This window comes from Pseudomonas sp. AP3_22 TE3818 (assembly GCF_053628995.1).
Genome location: NZ_JBRJHL010000001.1, coordinates 1,267,543 through 1,286,196, shown reverse-complemented (window position 1 = coordinate 1,286,196; position 18,654 = coordinate 1,267,543). Strand labels below are relative to the sequence as shown.

At 58.3% G+C, this 18,654-nt stretch carries 18 protein-coding genes; 10 read left to right on the top strand and 8 right to left on the bottom strand.

Going from position 1 to position 18,654, the window contains the following annotated elements; translation table 11 throughout:
• Positions 1-50: 50 nt before the first annotated feature.
• Entirely contained in the window at positions 51-677 is a 627-nt protein-coding gene (locus tag AB7M25_RS06105; RefSeq protein WP_007972324.1) for a response regulator transcription factor, read from the bottom strand.
• 472 nt (positions 678-1,149) lie between these two features.
• Between AB7M25_RS06105 and AB7M25_RS06100 the strand changes: the two genes are divergently transcribed.
• Complete coding sequence (locus AB7M25_RS06100) at positions 1,150-1,860, top strand: hypothetical protein (RefSeq protein ID WP_454237067.1); 711 nt, start codon at positions 1,150-1,152, stop codon at positions 1,858-1,860.
• A 149-nt stretch (positions 1,861-2,009) separates the two neighbouring features.
• Here the strand turns inward: AB7M25_RS06100 and AB7M25_RS06095 are convergent, their stop codons facing one another.
• Positions 2,010-3,227: an argininosuccinate synthase gene (locus AB7M25_RS06095; RefSeq protein ID WP_007972320.1), complete on the bottom strand. Its 1,218-nt coding sequence runs from the start codon at positions 3,225-3,227 to the stop codon at positions 2,010-2,012.
• A gap of 129 nt (positions 3,228-3,356) precedes the next feature.
• Complete coding sequence (locus AB7M25_RS06090; protein ID WP_454237066.1) at positions 3,357-4,262, bottom strand: flagellar protein MotY; 906 nt, start codon at positions 4,260-4,262, stop codon at positions 3,357-3,359.
• A 159-nt stretch (positions 4,263-4,421) separates the two neighbouring features.
• Between AB7M25_RS06090 and pyrC the strand changes: the two genes are divergently transcribed.
• Positions 4,422-5,468, top strand: coding sequence for a dihydroorotase (gene pyrC, locus AB7M25_RS06085; protein ID WP_015096688.1), 1,047 nt, complete (start codon positions 4,422-4,424; stop codon positions 5,466-5,468).
• A complete protein-coding gene (rnt, locus tag AB7M25_RS06080) occupies positions 5,465-6,142 on the top strand; it encodes a ribonuclease T (RefSeq protein WP_007972317.1) in 678 nt (225 codons plus the stop codon). Before pyrC ends, rnt begins: the two co-directional genes overlap by 4 nt.
• 180 nt (positions 6,143-6,322) lie before the next feature.
• Here rnt and AB7M25_RS06075 read toward each other — a convergent pair whose 3' ends face one another.
• Positions 6,323-6,925, bottom strand: a complete 603-nt coding sequence (locus AB7M25_RS06075) for a peroxiredoxin (protein WP_007971324.1) — start codon at positions 6,923-6,925, stop codon at positions 6,323-6,325.
• 311 nt (positions 6,926-7,236) lie between these two features.
• Between AB7M25_RS06075 and AB7M25_RS06070 the strand changes: the two genes are divergently transcribed.
• A complete protein-coding gene (locus tag AB7M25_RS06070) occupies positions 7,237-7,455 on the top strand; it encodes a bacterioferritin-associated ferredoxin (RefSeq protein WP_007971322.1) in 219 nt (72 codons plus the stop codon).
• Between the two features lie 200 nt (positions 7,456-7,655).
• Positions 7,656-8,132 carry a bacterioferritin gene (gene bfr / locus AB7M25_RS06065; RefSeq protein WP_102698455.1) on the top strand — a complete coding sequence of 159 codons (477 nt, stop codon included), beginning with the start codon at positions 7,656-7,658 and terminating at the stop codon, positions 8,130-8,132.
• 251 nt (positions 8,133-8,383) lie between these two features.
• On the opposite strand, the gene grxD is transcribed toward bfr, so the two are convergent.
• Together grxD and AB7M25_RS06055 are read right to left on the bottom strand one after the other, a co-directional pair.
• Positions 8,384-8,725, bottom strand: a complete 342-nt coding sequence (grxD, locus tag AB7M25_RS06060) for a Grx4 family monothiol glutaredoxin (RefSeq protein ID WP_007971318.1) — start codon at positions 8,723-8,725, stop codon at positions 8,384-8,386.
• Positions 8,726-8,822: 97 nt separating this feature from the next.
• Entirely contained in the window at positions 8,823-10,931 is a 2,109-nt protein-coding gene (locus tag AB7M25_RS06055) for a molybdopterin oxidoreductase family protein (protein ID WP_429561043.1), read from the bottom strand.
• Between the two features lie 599 nt (positions 10,932-11,530).
• Here AB7M25_RS06055 and argF point away from each other — a divergent pair.
• Positions 11,531-12,451, top strand: a complete 921-nt coding sequence (argF, locus tag AB7M25_RS06050) for an ornithine carbamoyltransferase (protein WP_033047492.1) — start codon at positions 11,531-11,533, stop codon at positions 12,449-12,451.
• Complete coding sequence (locus AB7M25_RS06045; RefSeq protein ID WP_007971311.1) at positions 12,448-13,557, top strand: ABC transporter ATP-binding protein; 1,110 nt, start codon at positions 12,448-12,450, stop codon at positions 13,555-13,557. The genes argF and AB7M25_RS06045 overlap by 4 nt, the downstream gene beginning before the upstream one ends.
• Before the next feature lie 116 nt (positions 13,558-13,673).
• Here AB7M25_RS06045 and AB7M25_RS06040 read toward each other — a convergent pair whose 3' ends face one another.
• Both AB7M25_RS06040 and ybaK read right to left on the bottom strand, forming a co-directional pair.
• Positions 13,674-14,456 (bottom strand): PhzF family phenazine biosynthesis protein, encoded by a 783-nt coding sequence (locus AB7M25_RS06040; protein ID WP_454237065.1) that lies wholly within the window; start codon positions 14,454-14,456, stop codon positions 13,674-13,676.
• Between the two features lie 94 nt (positions 14,457-14,550).
• The gene (gene ybaK, locus AB7M25_RS06035; RefSeq protein WP_214378399.1) at positions 14,551-15,021 is read right to left on the bottom strand and encodes a Cys-tRNA(Pro) deacylase; all 471 of its coding nucleotides are present in this window, start codon (positions 15,019-15,021) and stop codon (positions 14,551-14,553) included.
• A 348-nt stretch (positions 15,022-15,369) separates the two neighbouring features.
• Between ybaK and AB7M25_RS06030 the strand changes: the two genes are divergently transcribed.
• The 3 genes from AB7M25_RS06030 to AB7M25_RS06020 all read left to right on the top strand — a co-directional run bounded on the left by AB7M25_RS06030 (position 15,370) and on the right by AB7M25_RS06020 (position 18,652).
• On the top strand, positions 15,370-16,221 hold the full coding sequence (locus AB7M25_RS06030; RefSeq protein ID WP_454237064.1) for an MIP/aquaporin family protein: 852 nt from the start codon (positions 15,370-15,372) through the stop codon (positions 16,219-16,221).
• A gap of 74 nt (positions 16,222-16,295) precedes the next feature.
• Positions 16,296-17,801: a glycerol kinase GlpK gene (gene glpK, locus AB7M25_RS06025; RefSeq protein ID WP_429385009.1), complete on the top strand. Its 1,506-nt coding sequence runs from the start codon at positions 16,296-16,298 to the stop codon at positions 17,799-17,801.
• A 95-nt stretch (positions 17,802-17,896) separates the two neighbouring features.
• Entirely contained in the window at positions 17,897-18,652 is a 756-nt protein-coding gene (locus tag AB7M25_RS06020) for a DeoR/GlpR family transcriptional regulator (RefSeq protein WP_007971301.1), read from the top strand.
• The last annotated feature ends 2 nt before the right edge of the window (positions 18,653-18,654 follow it).

Below are 18,654 nucleotides of genomic sequence, written 5' to 3'. Positions count from 1 at the left end.
TTTTTAAGTGCCATACTCCGGTAAACGCCCCTTGTCGCGCAGTTACGCCATCACACCAAGCCATTGCGTTGTGCCAGTTCGATCAAATCGACCAAGGACCTTGCATTGAGTTTGAGCAACAGGCGGGTCTTGTAAGTACTGACTGTTTTATTGCTGAGAAACATTCCATCGGCAATTTCCTTATTGGTCTTCCCTCTGGCCAATTGCTGCAGGACCATCATTTCCCGCCCCGACAACCGATCAACCATGTCGGCCTCACTGGCGTTCCCCAAACTGCAACGTACGGTATGCAAGGCTTGATTGGGAAAGTAACTGTAGCCTGACAACACGGCCTTTATTGCACTGAGCAACTCCGTCAGGTCTTGTTGTTTGCAGACATAACCGGCCGCACCGGATTGCATGCAACGCATGGAAAAATGCCCCGGTGCCTGGGAAGTCAGGATCAGCACTTTCATCGGCATTGAAGTCGAAGACAAACGTGCGATGACTTCCAACCCGTCCAGCTTCGGAATCCCGATATCCAGAATGACAATATCCGGCGTAAGTTCACGGGCTAGTTGCAGTGCATCCACACCATTATCGGTTTCTGCAATAACTTCGTAGCCATGACGTTCCATTAGCATACGTACCGCAAGACGAATGACGGGGTGATCATCCACGATCAGCACTTTATTCATGGGCAAGTCCAATTTTCGCTGTTCGAATTTTTAGAGCCCGCACAATAGCCTAGTCGTTTCACCCATGGCATGTCGCCCCTTCCAACCACCCACACCAAGAGACATACCCTACAAACAACACGGATTTCTCCTACAAAAATCCCTCGAACGGAATGAGTTGAAAACTGTATCAGCGTCATGGTGGCGCTGTTTTCAGCAATCGGCTCTATCGATTTACGACCAGAATTTTCCAAAAGCCAGCGTGAACGGCCGTGCCCTGACAAACACAAGTATCTACTTCTGCGCTAAAACGTAACTGATATTTTCGCACTTAACATTCACACCAGAAATATCACACACCAGGCATCCAATTACTCTTACAGCAAATTATATTTTTTGAGCAATGATTAAAACATTACCAGCAACCTTCCAAAACTCTAAAATCACTACATCAAACAAACCTTAAAAACCATTCAGGAAATGAGAACCCAACATGAGCACAGAACATGACAGAAAGCTAATCACCAACCCAATGACAATCATTGCGATATTCGCAGCACTCTCTGAAACTTCGGCTGCCGTTTCCCTCCCCTTCCTTGACCAAGAGGAAAGAGAACTCTATGTCTGGTTTCTAATCAGCTTTCCGTTTTATTTACTTTTGCTTTTTTTCGCGACACTCAACTTCAACTACCGATCACTGTATGCGCCTTCCGACTTTGAAAAGGGAAAACATTTCATGAAGGCGATGGAAGATGCTGGGCGGTCGGAAAAAAAAGCGTCCGGGAAGTCGTCAGCGAATCCCGCTATGGAAACGTCAACGAACGGCCAGCCGTCAGCTCGGTCGCCCTGCGGTGCACAGGACCCGCCAACGGAGATCGGCCTGCACAGCACCGTCTTCGTTCAGCATCAACTTCAGTTGCCGGAATTTGTAAAAGACCTGTGCATCGTTGATACACGCTGGATGAGCCAGGAGGTCGAATTTGAAACGCTGCTGGAAAAAATCAAGAAGCCGCGGGAAAAGATGGCGTACGTGATTCTGTTTGTCACTTGTGCCATTTCAGAGACCTTACTGAAGGCCAGTGCGCTCAAACATTCCAGGCAGACCACGAAGCACTGCTCCGCCTTCTACATTGCCTACGATCCGGTCTCGCACCGGTTGACGGTCATTGATCAAGCCGGACAACCGGCAAACAACAACGCGTAGAACAGGACAGCCCATTGGAAGGAGAAAGACAGAAAACCGTCAGCGACAACGAATGCACCCGACAACGCAGTAACTGGCATCACACCCCGTTTTCAGGTGCCTGACCTCGTCGAGGACGAGGCCAGGCTTCCATCACGAGTTCAAAGGTCTCAGAACAGCTTCCGGCCTTTGTTCGCCGCAATGCGCATGCGCAGGGCGTTGAGCTTGATGAAGCCCGCAGCATCCGCCTGGTTGTAGGCGCCGCCATCTTCTTCGAAGGTCGCGATGTTGGCGTCGAACAGCGAGTCGTCGGACTTGCGACCAGTGACAATCACATTGCCCTTGTACAGTTTCAGGCGCACAACGCCGTTCACGTTGACCTGGGACGCATCGATCATCTGTTGCAGCATCAGACGCTCAGGGCTCCACCAGTAGCCGGTGTAGATCAGGCTGGCGTACTTGGGCATCAACTCGTCCTTGAGGTGAGCCACTTCGCGGTCCAGGGTGATCGATTCGATCGCACGGTGGGCACGCAGCATGATGGTGCCGCCAGGGGTTTCGTAGCAGCCACGGGACTTCATGCCCACATAGCGGTTCTCGACGATGTCGAGACGGCCGATACCGTGCTCGCCACCGATACGGTTCAGGGTCGCCAGCACGGTGGCCGGCGTCATTTCGACGCCATCCAGCGCGACGATGTCGCCGTTGCGGTAGGTCAGCTCCAGGTACTGCGGCTTGTCCGGAGCGTTTTCCGGGGAAACGGTCCAGCGCCACATGTCTTCTTCGTGCTCGGTCCAGGTGTCTTCCAGCACGCCGCCTTCATAGGAGATGTGCAGCAGGTTGGCATCCATGGAGTACGGGGATTTCTTCTTGCCGTGACGCTCGATCGGGATCGCGTGCTTCGCGGCGTAGTCCATCAGCTTCTCACGGGACAGCAGGTCCCACTCACGCCAGGGGGCAATCACTTTCACGCCAGGCTTCAAGGCGTACGCGCCCAATTCGAAACGAACCTGGTCGTTGCCCTTGCCGGTGGCGCCATGGGAAATGGCGTCGGCGCCGGTTTCGTTGGCGATTTCGATCAGGCGCTTGGCGATCAGCGGACGAGCGATGGAAGTACCCAGCAGGTACTCGCCTTCATAAACGGTGTTGGCGCGGAACATCGGGAAAACGAAATCGCGCACGAACTCTTCGCGCAAGTCGTCGATATAGATCTCTTTGACGCCCATGGCCTGAGCCTTGGCGCGTGCAGGTTCGACCTCTTCGCCCTGACCCAGGTCAGCGGTGAAGGTCACCACTTCACAGTTATAAGTATCCTGCAGCCACTTGAGGATCACCGAAGTGTCCAGGCCGCCGGAATACGCCAGAACGACCTTGTTTACGTCCGCCATGCCATCACTCCACGGGGTTCTACGGAAAGCCGTGAAGTCTACCGCTCATGCAGGATAATTTACAGAGGCGCGACAGCTTATGACGACCAAGCGACAGAATCTGTCGAGAGCGCGACGATGACCAAAGAGTCAGGAAGTTGCCGAATTGGCCGCTTTCGTCGCTTGCGGGGCGACTTGTTCCGCGGGCGCTCCCCGCTCCAGGCGTACCGCTACCCGACGGTTCTTCGCACGGTTGGCGTTGTTGGTATTGGGCGCCAGCGGATAACGTTCGCCATGGAAACGCAGGGTGATTTGCGACTCCTGGATGCCGTTGACCTTGAAGAACTCCATCACTGCCAGGGCCCGGCGCCGCGACAGGTCGCGATTGGTCAGGCGGTTGCCGCTGTTGTCGGAGTGACCGTCAAGCTCGATGTGATTGACCGTCGGATCAGCCTTCATGTACTCCAGCATGACCTGCAGCTTGGCTTTCGCGGCACTGTCGAGCTCGATTCCGCCGCCAGGGAAGCCGATTTGGGATTGTTTCACCTGCTCGAAGTTCTGCGGCAACAGTTTGGCCACGCAGCCTTGATAATCGGCAAACGCCTGGGTGAACCTGACCGGCAGCAAGCGCACTTCCGACACCCGGCCATCCCCCGAGGAATGGCGAACCACCGGGCTGCGACCGTCCATCAGTCCGCTGATCAGGCGTCCGGCCTGCAGCTGTGAACTGTTGAACAACACGTTGCCGCTGCCGATTCTCACCGTGCCCAGGTTGATATCGTCACGCCCCGGTTGCCACGGTGCGGCAGCGGCCAGCAAGGTCGCCGAACCTCCGCCCATCATCGGGTTATAGGCTTTCAGACGAAACGTTGCCTGCTCACCGGCCTTGCGCACGAACTCACCCGAACCGAAGTCGGTAATCGGCTGCGCCAGGCGGCATTCGAATTTGTCGCCTTCGACCGTCCACTCAATGCTCTCCAGGCGGGTCTGAAAAGTGAGCGCCATCGCGGGAAGGCTGGCAAACACACTGAGCAAGGCTAAATAACGCTGGCGCACGGGAGGCTCCACTGGCTTCTACAACAAAAAGACCGACACACACATGTTTACGGCATACCTGTTGGATATCGGAAGCTGGCGGCAAAACTTGATAGCGAGTGCCTGCAAGAGTCTTTTCCGGTAGCATTCCCTTGAGTTTGACCCGCCTGGAATCCCCTCATGTCCGACCGCCTGACCCTGCTGCGTCCCGACGACTGGCACATTCATCTTCGCGATGGTGCCGTGTTGACCAATACCGTCGCGGATGTCGCGCGCACCTTTGGCCGCGCCATCATCATGCCCAACCTGGTTCCACCGGTGCGCAACGCGGCCGAAGCCGACGGCTATCGCCAGCGGATTCTCGCTGCCCGCCCGGCCGGCAGCCCGTTCGAACCGCTGATGGTCCTGTACCTGACCGACCGCACCCAGCCTGAAGAAATCCGCGAGGCCAAGGCCAGCGGATTCGTGCACGCCGCCAAGCTGTACCCGGCCGGCGCGACCACCAACTCGGACTCTGGTGTTACCAGCATCGACAAGATTTTTCCTGCACTCGAGGCCATGGCCGAAGTCGGGATGCCGTTGCTGATCCACGGTGAAGTCACCCGTGGCGATGTCGACGTGTTCGACCGCGAAAAAATCTTCATCGACGAGCACATGCGTCGTGTGGTCGAGCGTTTCCCGACGCTCAAGGTGGTGTTCGAACACATCACCACCGCTGACGCCGTGCAGTTCGTCAACTCGGCTTCGGCCAACGTGGGCGCAACCATCACCGCGCATCACCTGCTGTACAACCGCAACCACATGCTGGTGGGCGGGATTCGGCCGCATTTCTACTGCCTGCCGATCCTCAAGCGCAATACGCACCAGGAAGCCCTGCTCGACGCCGCCACCAGCGGCAGCGAAAAATTCTTCCTCGGCACCGACTCGGCCCCCCACGCCCAGCACGCCAAGGAAGCCGCTTGTGGTTGCGCCGGCTGCTACACCGCTTATGCGGCGATCGAGATGTACGCCGAAGCGTTCGAACAGCGCAATGCGCTGGACAAGCTCGAAGCCTTCGCCAGCCTCAACGGCCCGCGTTTCTATGGCCTGCCGGCCAACACCGATCGCATCACCCTGGTCCGCGAAGAATGGACCGCCCCTGCCAGCCTGCCGTTTGGCGAGCTGACCGTTATCCCGCTGCGCGCCGGTGAAAAACTGCGCTGGCGCCTGCTGGAGGAACACGCGTGAGTGAAGACCATTTCGACGACGAACTGGAAGGCAATGGCGGCGGTGGCGGTTCCCGTCATCCAATGGCTGCCAGGTTTCGTGGTTACCTGCCGGTTGTCGTCGACGTAGAAACCGGTGGCTTCAACTCGGCCACCGATGCCCTGCTGGAAATCGCCGCGACCACCATCGCCATGGATGAAAAGGGTTTTGTCTACCCGGATCACACCTACTTTTTCCGGGTCGAGCCATTCGAAGGCGCGAACATCGAAGCGGCGGCCCTGGAATTCACCGGGATCAAGCTCGATCACCCGCTGCGCATGGCCGTGAGTGAAGAGTCTGCTCTGAACGATATCTTCCGCGGCGTGCGCAAGGCCCTCAAGGCCAACGGTTGCAAACGGGCGATCCTGGTCGGGCATAACAGCAGCTTCGACCTTGGCTTCCTGAACGCGGCGGTTGCGCGCCTGGACATGAAGCGCAATCCGTTCCATCCGTTCTCCAGTTTCGATACCGCGACGCTCGCTGGCCTGGCCTACGGCCAGACCGTGCTGGCCAAGGCGTGTCAGGCAGCGGACATCGACTTCGACGGTCGTGAGGCCCACTCGGCGCGCTATGACACCGAGAAGACGGCAGAGCTGTTCTGCGGCATCGTCAATCGCTGGAAACAGATGGGTGGCTGGGAAGATTTCAACGATTGATGGCTTTGTGTAGGAGCGAGCCTGCTCGCGATGGTCGTTAACGATAACGCGGGGAACCTGACACCCAGCGGTGTTCTTGAGGTCATCGCGAGCAAGCTCGCTCCTACACAGTCCCGGCGTTATTCCGCGCATAAAAAAACCGGCCTCGATGGCCGGTTTTTTTTACCTGCAGCGTGCGCCTTACAGAGCGGCAGCGTGCTCGGTCAGGTATGCCGCAACGCCTTCTGGCGAAGCGTTCATGCCTTTGTCGCCTTTCTTCCAGTTGGCAGGGCAGACTTCGCCGTGCTCTTCGTGGAATTGCAGAGCATCGACCAGACGCAGCAGCTCTTCCATGTTACGGCCCAGCGGCAGGTCGTTGATGATCTGCGAACGGACAACGCCTTTGTCGTCGATCAGGAACGCGCCACGGAACGCCACGCCGTCAGCGGACTGAACGTCGTAGGCTTTCATGATTTCCTGCTTGATGTCGGCAGCCATGGTGTAGCGAACTTCGCCGATGCCGCCGTTGTTGACCGGGGTGTTGCGCCAGGCGTTGTGGGTGAAGTGCGAGTCGATCGATACAGCGACCACTTCAACGTTGCGTGCCTTGAACTCGGACATGCGGTTGTCCAGAGCGATCAGCTCGGACGGGCAAACGAAGGTGAAGTCCAGCGGGTAGAAGAACACCAGGCCGTATTTGCCTTTGATCGCCGAAGACAGGGTGAAGCTGTCTACGATCTCGCCATTGCCGAGTACGGCCGGTACGGTGAAGTCAGGGGCTTGTTTGCCTACGAGTACGCTCATTGGATATCTCCTGGTGTAATAGCGTGAGAAACAGGGTTCGCATCAGCCTGCCACCCGGAGGCGACAGCCCTGTGACACGAACCCCGGTCGCAAAAGACCGGTCATCATACACCGCGTATTTGAGCTGGCTTAGCTGTTTTTTCCCGGTACGATGAAATCCCCGACGGTTTTGTATCACCGGTTTGCCGTATAGACCGTTCGTCAGCCACCCTCGCTTATGACGAAAAGTACCCTGAAACCACTTTGACAATCATTCTCGTTAACATTAAGATCCATCGCAATTGAGTCACAATCAGCGACGGTCCTTCCTTATGTATGTCTGCCTCTGCACTGGCGTCACCGACGGTCAAATCCGCGATGCGATCTATGAAGGATGCTGCAGCTACAAGGAAGTCCGTGCGGCTACCGGTGTGGCCAGCCAATGCGGAAAATGTGCCTGTCTTGCCAAGGAAGTGGTCCGCGAGACCCTGACCAAACTGCAAACGGCCCAGGCTGCAATTCCCTATCCAGCAGAATTTACAGCGGCTTAACTATCGAATTTCAAAGAACCGGACATATGTCCGGTTTTTTTATGTCTCAAAATCAACTAGTTATGATCTAGACGCGGAACACAAACATTCTTATTCCGATTAATTTTCATTTAAGTTTCAATAACTTAGGTTTGACACTATTAAATACGCGGCTCAAACTCTCTGCTCTATTGACAGCTAATAAAGGGCAGGACCCCATCATGAAAGGCGACGTTACAGTCATCCAGCATCTCAACAAGATCCTTGCCAATGAGCTGGTCGCGATCAATCAATACTTCCTGCATGCGCGCATGTACGAAGATTGGGGCCTGAACAAGCTCGGCAAGCACGAGTACCACGAATCCATCGACGAAATGAAGCACGCAGACAAGCTGATCAAGCGGATCCTGTTCCTTGAAGGCCTGCCGAACGTCCAGGACCTGGGCAAGCTGCACATCGGCGAGCACACCAAGGAAATGCTGGAGTGTGACCTGCGTATTGAGAAAACCGGCCATGCCGACCTGAAAGTGGCTATCGCGCATTGCGAAAAAGTTGGCGACTTCGGCAGCCGTGAGCTGCTTGAAGATATCCTCGAATCCGAAGAAGAACATATCGACTGGCTGGAAACCCAGCTGGGCCTGATCGACAAGATCGGTCTCGAAAACTACCTGCAATCGCAGATGGGCGAAGACGAGTAGGAGCTGCAGATGCTGCGATCTTTTGATTTTCCAGGATCAAAAGATCGCAGCCGGCGGCAGCTCCTACAGACGCAATGAAAAGCCCCGCCCTCTTTCGAGTGGCGGGGCTTTTTAATACCTGTTGTCTCTGTAGGAGCGAGCTTGCTCCGGGCGGCGTTCCGACGATGGTGGTCAGCGATAACGCGGGAAATCTGGTTCCCCGCGGCGTTCTTTAGTCCATCGCGAGCGAGCTCGCTCCTACAGAAAGCGAATCAGGCTTCGGTCTTTGGAGCAGCGGCCTTGGCGGCGGCGTCCTTGATCAGGCTCTGCAGCGAACCGTCAGCGGCCATTTCAGTCATGATGTCGCTACCGCCGACCAGCTCACCGGCAACCCACAGTTGCGGGAAGGTTGGCCAGTTGGCGTATTTTGGCAGGTTGGCGCGGATTTCCGGGTTCTGCAGGATGTCCACGTACGCAAACTTTTCACCACACGCCATCACGGCCTGTGCAGCTTTCGCGGAGAAGCCGCACTGCGGGGCATTTGGCGAGCCTTTCATGTAAAGCAGAATGGTGTTGTTGGCAATCTGCTCTTTAATCGTTTCGATGATATCCATGGAGCACCTCGGCTGAACTTTCCGACTCATGGGTCGGCACGGTGGCGCATTGTAACGGAAAGCCGAGCGCCCTGCTCGGTCTCTCCGTCAGACAGATTCAAGCCGCCGCCACGGTCACTGGCACGCCGTTGAGCGCGGCATTTCCCGACAGTTCGTCAAGCTGGCAGTCGTCGGTCAGATCATTGGCGCTGGAGCCCGGCTGGCTGCTGGCAATCGACATTTGCACGCCCGGCCGCGCGTGCCCCCAGCCGTGCGGCAGGCTGACCACGCCTTTCATCATATCAAGACTGCCCAGCACTTCGACCTCGATCACACCCACCCGCGAACTGACCCGAACACGCTGTCCGTCACTGAGCCCGCGACTGACCAGATCGTCCGGATGCATCAGCAACTGGTGACGTGGCTTGCCCTTCACCAACCGATGATAGTTATGCATCCATGAGTTGTTGCTGCGTACATGCCGGCGGCCAATCATCAACAACTCGTCGGCGGCCGGCGCCTTCAAGGCGGCGAAGCGCGCCAGGTCAGCGAGAATCGCCGCCGGCGCGGCCTGGATGCGTTGATTGGCAGTCTTCAGGCGCGGTGCAAGGTTAGGCTTGAGCGCGCCAAGATCGACACCATGGGGATGATCGAACAAAGTCGCCAGCGACAGCTTGTGCTCTGAAGTGTCCCCGTACATCCCCATGCGCAGGCCGCGATCGATCATTTGCGCCGGGGCGATGGTCGGCTTCAACTCTTTGCCGGTCCTGGCGGCAAATGCCTTGGCCAGCCCGACGAAGATCTCCCAGTCGTGCAGTGCACCTTTGGGTTTGGCGAGGATTGCGCGGTTGAAACGGCTGACGTTGCGCACCGCAAACAGGTTGAACGTCGTGTCGTAATGGTCGTTCTCCAGCGCCGACGTGGACGGCAGGATCAGGTCGGCGTAACGCGTTGTTTCATTGATGTACAAGTCGATACTGACCATGAACTCCAGCCCGTCCAGCGCCTGCTCGAGTTTTCGGCCATTGGGCGTGGACAGCACCGGATTGCCCGCCACGGTGATCAGCGCCCGGACTTGCCCTTCCCCTTCGGTGAGCATCTCTTCGGCCAGCGCAGAGACCGGCAGCTCTCCGGCGTATTCCGGACGCCCGGAAACCCGGCTCTGCCACAGATTGAAATGTCCGCCCGAAGTCGTCGCCACCAGATCCACCGCCGGCTCGGTGCACAAGGCACCTCCCACGCGGTCGAGGTTGCCGGTGACCAGATTGATCAACTGCACCGCCCAGTGACAAAGTGTTCCGAAGGCTTGGGTCGAGACGCCCATGCGGCCATAACAGACAGCCGAGGGCGCCGCGGCGAAGTCCCGCGCCAATTGGCGGATCTGTTCGGCCGGCACCGCGCACAACGGACTCATGGCCTCGGCGGTGAACGGCGCGACGGCCTTGCGCACGTCCTCCAGACCGTCTATGGGCAGATGGCTGTCGCGGGTCAAATCTTCAGCGAACAAGGTGTTGAGCAGGCCGAACAACAATGCCGCATCGCCGCCAGGGCGCACGAACAGATGCTGATCGGCAATCGCCGCCGTTTCACTACGGCGCGGATCGACCACCACCACTTTGCCACCTCGAGCCTGTATCGCCTTCAAACGTTTTTCCACATCCGGCACGGTCATGATGCTGCCGTTTGAAGCCAGTGGGTTGCCGCCCAGGATCAGCATGAAATCGGTGTGATCGATGTCCGGGATTGGCAGCAGCAAACCGTGGCCGTACATCAAATGACTGGTCAGGTGATGGGGCAATTGATCGACCGAGGTGGCAGAAAACCGGTTGCGGGTTTTCAGCAGGCCGAGGAAGTAATTGCTGTGGGTCATCAGCCCATAATTGTGCACGCTGGGGTTGCCTTGATAGACCGCCACGGCATTTTGTCCGTGATGCTCCTGAATGGCGGCAAGGCGTTCGGCGACCAGATTGAATGCCGCGTCCCACTCGATGGGCTGCCATTCATTGCCCACCCGCTGCATCGGCTGATGCAGGCGATCCGGATCGTTCTGGATGTCTTGCAACGCAACGGCCTTGGGACAGATGTGCCCACGGCTGAATGTATCCTGGGGGTCGCCCTTGATCGATGTGATCTGGACGTTACCGCCTTCGACCTCGGTGGTTTCGATGGTCAGGCCACAGATGGCTTCGCACAAATGGCACGCACGATGATGGAGAGTCTTGGTCATGGCCAGTCTCTGTCTTGTTATGGGCGGGGCAACATTGGCCGCGGAAGCAAAACTATGGCGCCAGACCCGCCACCGCGCCAGCGATGTTCGTCTTGTGAATCGATGGTTATCAGGCCAGCCGATGGATATCGGAGTTCAATTCGAAGACGGCCTGGGGGGTGCCTGTAACTGGATTCCCGCAGGGTTTCAATCTGCTCGTGGGGTACACAAATGCCGGTCAGCTCACCAATCAGGCACCCGTGTTCGTCGAGCCCGGTGCCGGCTGGCGACACGCTGCTCAAGACCTGGAACGGCAAGTCAGAAACCGACTGTCAGCGCACCATTGCCGCCTCGCCTGATTGCCAAGCCCCGAGAGGCCGGTGTACAAATGAGACGCTGCTGTCAGGAAACAGGCTTCAAAAGCGCTACCTCGGTGAACCCGTAGCACCTCTGAAACTCCCTAAAAACTGTAGCCCTATTGGTAAGACGCGACATTTAATTATAAGATCGCGCCTTCCCCTATTTCGTCGCCCCGTGCGGCTTACGCCGCAGGTCTCGCCCGTTGTTCCGTCAAACAAGGCTTTGAGCATCTGCGGTTTGTAGCAAAAAGGTAGTCAATGATGAGCGCAAGGCACTTTCTCTCCCTGATGGATTGCACGCCCGAAGAGCTGGTCAGCGTGATCCGTCGAGGCGTTGAGCTCAAGGACCTGCGTAACCGCGGCGTACTGTTCGAGCCTCTGAAAAACCGCGTCCTGGGGATGATTTTCGAGAAATCCTCGACCCGCACCCGGATCTCCTTCGAGGCCGGCATGATCCAGCTCGGCGGCCAGGCGATCTTCCTGTCGCCACGTGATACCCAACTGGGCCGTGGCGAGCCGATCGGCGACTGTGCCATCGTCATGTCGAGCATGCTCGACGCGGTGATGATCCGTACCTTTGCCCACAGCAACCTGACCGAGTTCGCCGCCAACTCCCGCGTACCGGTGATCAACGGCCTGTCCGATGACCTGCACCCGTGCCAGTTGCTGGCCGACATGCAGACCTTCCTCGAACACCGCGGCTCGATCCAGGGCAAGACCGTGGCCTGGATCGGCGATGGCAACAACATGTGCAACAGCTATATAGAAGCGGCGATCCAGTTCGACTTCCAGTTGCGCGTTGCCTGCCCGGAAGGCTACGAGCCCAACCCAGTGTTCCTGGCCAAGGCCGGCGATCGCGTCTCCATCGTTCGCGACCCGAAAGATGCCGTGCGCGGCGCACACCTGGTGAGCACCGACGTCTGGACCTCCATGGGTCAGGAAGAGGAAACCGCCAAGCGCCTGCAACTGTTCGCACCGTTCCAGGTCAACCGCGCCCTGCTCGACCTGGCCGCTGACGACGTGCTGTTCATGCACTGCCTGCCGGCGCACCGTGGCGAGGAAATCAGCGTCGACCTGCTCGACGACAAACGCTCGGTGGCCTGGGATCAAGCCGAAAACCGTCTGCATGCGCAAAAAGCCCTGCTCGAGTTCCTCGTCGAACCGGCGTATCACCACGCATGAGCCAGCCATTACTGCTTAACCTGCGCAACCTCGCGTGCGGCTATCAAGACCAACGCGTGGTGCAGAACCTGAACCTGCATTTGAACGCCGGTGACATCGGTTGCCTGCTGGGCTCTTCCGGCTGCGGCAAGACCACCACTCTTCGGGCGATTGCCGGTTTCGAACCGGTACACGAAGGCGAAATCCAGCTGGCCGGCGAGACCATCTCCAGCGCCGGCTTCACCCTCGCCCCGGAGAAACGCCGCATCGGCATGGTGTTCCAGGACTACGCGCTGTTCCCGCACTTGAGCGTGGCCGACAACATCGCCTTCGGTATTCGCAAGCATCCGCAAAAGGATCGCGTGACCGAAGAGCTGCTGGAACTGGTCAACCTGAAGAACCTCGGCAAGCGTTTCCCCCACGAGCTTTCCGGTGGGCAGCAGCAACGTGTCGCCCTGGCCCGCGCACTGGCGCCGGAACCGCAACTGCTGTTGCTCGACGAGCCGTTCTCCAACCTCGATGGCGAATTGCGCCGCAAGCTCAGCCATGAAGTACGCGACATCCTCAAGGCCCGCGGCACCAGCGCGATTCTGGTGACACACGACCAGGAAGAAGCCTTCGCGGTCAGCGACCACGTTGGCGTGTTCAAGGAAGGTCGACTGGAACAGTGGGATACGCCCTACAACCTGTATCACGAACCACTGACGCCCTTTGTCGCCAGTTTCATCGGCCAGGGCTATTTCATTCGCGGTCAGTTGAGCAGCCCGGAGTCGGTGCAAACCGAGCTGGGTGAGTTGCGCGGCAACCGGGCCTACACCTGGCCGGTAGGCGGCGCCGTGGACGTGCTGCTGCGTCCGGACGATATCGTCTACGCACCGGACAGCGCACTCAAGGCGCGAATCGCCGGCAAGACGTTCCTCGGTGCATCGACCCTGTATCGCTTGCAACTGCCGACAGGCGCGCAGTTGGAGTCGATCTTTCCGAGCCATGTCGATCGTCAGGTCGGGGCGGATGTGGGCATTCGTGTCGCGGCTGAACACCTGGTGCTATTCCAGGCGTCCGGCAGCACGGCGGCGCAGATTCCCGCTGTTGAATCGGGTGTCCGGCGCTACAGCACGGCCAACTGACATACATGGATCAAATGTGGGAGCGGGCTTGCTCGCGAAGGCGGAGTGTCAGTCGATGATGATGTTAACTGACAGTCCGCCTTCGCGAGCAAGCTCGCTCCTACACTGGGTTTGCGTTAGCCCAGCATCAGCGTTCCACTTGCTATGAGCGTCGCATCCCCGCCGATCTTCACCCGCTCGCCTTCCAGCCGGCAGAACAACTCCACACCCCGCGCCGAACGCTGACAGGCCATCAGGCTCGACTTGCCCAAACGCTTCGACCAGTACGGAATCAGAAGGCAATGGGTCGATCCGGTCACCGGGTCCTCATTGATGCCGATTGCCGGGGCGAAGTAACGGGAAACGAAATCGTGCTGCTCCCCGCGCGCCGTCACGATGGCGCCCAACCACGGCAGTTTTGCCAGGGCCACCATGTCCGGCTTGCAGTCGAGTACGGCTTGCTCCGACTCCAGCACCACGAACAGCTCATTCGAAGCCAGTACCTCGACAGCCTTGACGCCCAGTGCACGCTCGATGTCCGAGATAACGCTCACCGGCGACGCAGTGATCGACGGGAAATCCAGCCACAGTCGTCCATCTTCACGGGTCACGCTCAACGGGCCGGATTTGCAGATAAAGTCCAGTCGCTCGACCGGCTCTTTATAGACCTCAAACAACACGTGGGCACTGGCCAGTGTCGCGTGACCGCACAGTGGCACCTCGGTGGTCGGTGTAAACCAGCGAATGTGCCAGCCCTGCCCTTCGCGCACGACAAACGCCGTTTCGGCGAGGTTGTGCTCGGCGGCAATCTTCTGCATCAATTCATCGGCGAGCCAGGTATCGAGCCGATAGACCATCGCCGGGTTGCCGCTGAAGGGCTGATTGCTGAACGCGTCGACCTGATGAAACTCAAGCTGCATAACCTTCTCCCTTTGTCAGACCGCCGAGCATGCAGCGCCGATCGAACCGGCACCAGTGACAGAACCGGCTGATTTTCACCATACAGCGCTGCGTTCACGCACGGCCGATATCGGCAAATTTCGCTTGGGTGTGCTCGGCCAGCACGGCCGGCGCCAGTTCGACTTCCAGTCCACGCCGGCCGGCACTGACAAAAATGCTGGCGAAGGGCTGGGCCGAGTTATCAATGAAGGTACGCAAACGCTTTTTCTGCCCCAGCGGGCTGATCCCGCCCAACAAATAACCCGTAGAGCGCTGCGCTGCCGCCGGATCGGCCATTTCGACCTTTTTCACGCCGGCAGCATGGGCCAGCCCTTTCAAGTCCAGGCTGCCGACAACCGGCACCACCGCCACCAGCAACTCTCCTTTCTCGCTGGCCGCCAGCAAGGTCTTGAACACTTGCGCCGGGGCGAGACCGAGTTTTTCCGCAGCTTCCAGACCATAGGAAGCGGCCTTCGGGTCATGTTCGTAACTGTGTACGCGATGTTCGGCCCGAACCTTTTTCAATAAATCCAATGCAGGGGTCATGGCAGCTCCAGACTGGGCGGCAGAAGAAAATACTGCGCCGGATTCTAGGACATTGATCGTCAAAAGGCTCTACGGCGGCGCATCCATAACGCCATTGTCTGGCCATTCCGTTGTGCAATGACTCATTCATTCATGCAACGAATAGTTTTTTTGTGACCGATGGTTCACTTTCGACCTTTGACAGCAGCGTTTCTTGTCTATATTTTTTCGTTTCTGAAACTGTACGAAACGTCCTACCGCTGTACCCGGCAGTAAACCGCGACCAGGATGGGGATCCTGTCTCGGCGAAAAACGCGCGTTGACCATGAAGGCAAGAACGCGCCAGACAACAAAAAAAATGAGGTTTCAATGACTACTGCTTTACAACAACCGTCGCTCTCGAGCCAATGCATGGCCGAGTTTCTGGGTACGGCGCTGCTGATCTTTTTTGGTACCGGTTGTGTTGCCGCGCTCAAGGTCGCGGGTGCCAGTTTTGGCTTGTGGGAAATCAGCATTATCTGGGGCGTCGGCGTCAGCATGGCGATCTACCTCACCGCCGGGGTGTCCGGGGCTCATCTGAACCCTGCCGTCAGCATTGCCCTGAGCATTTTCGCAGACTTCGAAAAACGTAAATTGCCTTTCTACGTACTCGCCCAAGTGGCGGGTGCCTTTTGTGGTGCGTTGTTGGTTTACACGCTCTACAGCAATCTATTCTTCGAATTCGAACAAACGCAGCACATGGTTCGTGGCACGCAAGCCAGCCTTGAATTGGCCTCCGTGTTCTCCACCTTCCCGAATCCTGCGTTGACCACCGCCCAGGCATTTCTGGTGGAGGTGATCATTACGGCCATCCTGATGGGCGTGATCATGTCCCTGACCGACGATAACAATGGCCTGCCTAAGGGCCCGCTGGCACCGCTGCTGATCGGCCTGCTGATTGCGGTGATCGGCAGTTCGATGGGACCGCTGACCGGTTTTGCCATGAACCCTGCGCGGGACTTCGGCCCAAAACTGATGACTTTCTTCGCTGGCTGGGGTGAAATTTCCTTCACCGGCGGACGCGATATTCCGTACTTCCTGATTCCTGTTTTTGCACCGATTGTCGGTGCCTGCCTCGGCGCCGCCGCCTATCGCGGGCTGATTGCCCGCCATCTGCCCGGCCCCGTAGCTGCTACAAAGGATGAGCGACCTGCCATTGACGGCAAACCCAGAACGTCCTGATACCGTTGGCGCGTGCCCCTGCCCTTTGATCGCGCGCCAGACCTCACTCCCTTATTTCGTCCAAGGCAATCGACATGACCGACACACAGAATAAGAACTACATCATTGCCCTCGATCAGGGTACGACCAGCTCCCGCGCGATCATTTTCGACCGCGACGCGAACGTGGTCTGCACCGCCCAACGGGAGTTCGCCCAGCATTACCCGCAAGCCGGCTGGGTCGAGCATGACCCGATGGAGATCTTCGCCACCCAAAGCGCCGTGATGGTCGAGGCCCTGGCACAAGCCGGCCTGCACCACGACCAGGTAGCCGCCATCGGCATCACCAACCAGCGCGAAACCACCGTGGTCTGGGACAAGAACACCGGCCGCCCGATCTACAACGCCATCGTCTGGCAGTGCCGACGCAGCACCGAGATCTGCCAGCAACTGAAGCGTGACGGCCACGAGCAATACATCAGCGACACCACCGGCCTGGTCACCGACCCCTACTTCTCCGGCACCAAGCTCAAGTGGATTCTCGATAACGTCGAAGGCAGCCGCGAACGTGCGCGCAACGGCGAACTGCTGTTCGGCACCGTCGACAGCTGGCTGATCTGGAAATTTACCGGCGGCAAGGTGCACGTCACTGACTACACCAACGCCTCACGCACCATGCTCTTCAACATCCACACCCTCGAGTGGGACGCGAAGATGCTGGAGGTGCTGGATATCCCACGCGAAATGCTCCCGGAAGTTAAATCGTCTTCGGAAATCTACGGCCACACCAAAAGCGGCATCGCCATCGGCGGTATCGCCGGTGACCAGCAAGCCGCCCTGTTCGGCCAGATGTGCGTCGAGCCAGGCCAGGCGAAAAACACCTACGGCACTGGCTGCTTCCTGCTGATGAACACCGGTGACAAAGCGGTGAAATCCAAGCATGGCATGCTGACCACCATCGCTTGCGGCCCTCGCGGCGAAGTGGCCTACGCGCTGGAAGGTGCGGTGTTCAACGGCGGCTCTACCGTACAGTGGCTGCGTGACGAACTGAAAATCATCAACGACGCCCACGACACCGAATACTTCGCCAACAAGGTCAAGGACAGCAACGGCGTGTACCTGGTGCCGGCCTTCACCGGACTTGGCGCACCGTACTGGGACCCGTATGCCCGTGGCGCGCTGTTCGGCCTGACCCGCGGCGTACGCGTGGATCACATCATTCGCGCCGCACTGGAATCGATTGCCTACCAGACCCGCGACGTGCTGGACGCCATGCAGCAGGACTCCGGGGAGCGTCTGAAAGCGCTGCGCGTGGACGGTGGCGCGGTGGCCAACAACTTCCTCATGCAATTCCAGGCCGACATTCTCGGCACGCAGGTCGAGCGCCCGCAAATGCGCGAAACCACAGCACTCGGCGCCGCTTACCTGGCAGGCCTGGCCTGTGGCTTCTGGGGCAGCCTGGAAGAGTTGCGTGGCAAGGCCGTGATCGAGCGCCGGTTCGAACCGACGCTGGATGAAGGGGCGAAGGAAAAACTCTACGCCGGTTGGAAAAAAGCGGTCAGCCGCACCCGCGATTGGGCGGTTGAAGACGAGGCTGAATAAGCGAACTACAGCCCCCGTATCTGTATGTAACTGGTAGGGAGCGGATTCCTGCGTCATCATGGGCAAATTTTGCACGGCAGCCCAAAGGACGCCCCATGAATCTGCCTCCCCGTCAGCAGCAAATCCTCGAGCTGGTTCGCGAACGCGGCTATGTCAGCATCGAGGAAATGGCCACGTTGTTCGTCGTTACACCGCAGACCATCCGCCGCGACATCAATCAGCTCGCGGAAGCCAACTTGTTGCGTCGCTACCACGGTGGCGCCGCCTATGACTCCAGTGTCGAAAACACCGCCTACGCCATGCGCGCCGATCAGATGCGCGATGAAAAACAGCGTATCGGCGAAGCCATTGCCGCGCAGATTCCCGACCACGCTTCGTTGTTCATCAACATCGGCACCACCACCGAATCCATCGCCCGGGCGCTGCTCAACCACAGTCACCTGAAGATCATCACCAACAACCTGCATGTGGCCTCCATGCTCAGCGCCAAGGACGACTTCGACGTGCTGCTGACCGGTGGCAACGTGCGGCGCGACGGCGGCGTGGTCGGTCAGGCCAGTGTCGACTTCATCAACCAGTTCAAGGTCGATTTTGCCTTGGTCGGCATCAGTGGCATCGATGAGGACGGCAGCCTGCTGGACTTCGATTATCAGGAAGTGCGGGTATCCCAGGCGATCATCGCCAATGCCCGACAAGTGATCCTCGCGGCCGACTCGAGCAAATTCGGGCGCAACGCCATGATTCGCCTGGGACCGATCAGCCTGGTCGATTGCCTGGTCACCGATCAGCAGCCATCCCCAGCGCTGGCGCAGCTGTTGAACCAGCACAAGGTTCGGCTGGAGGTTGTTTAACG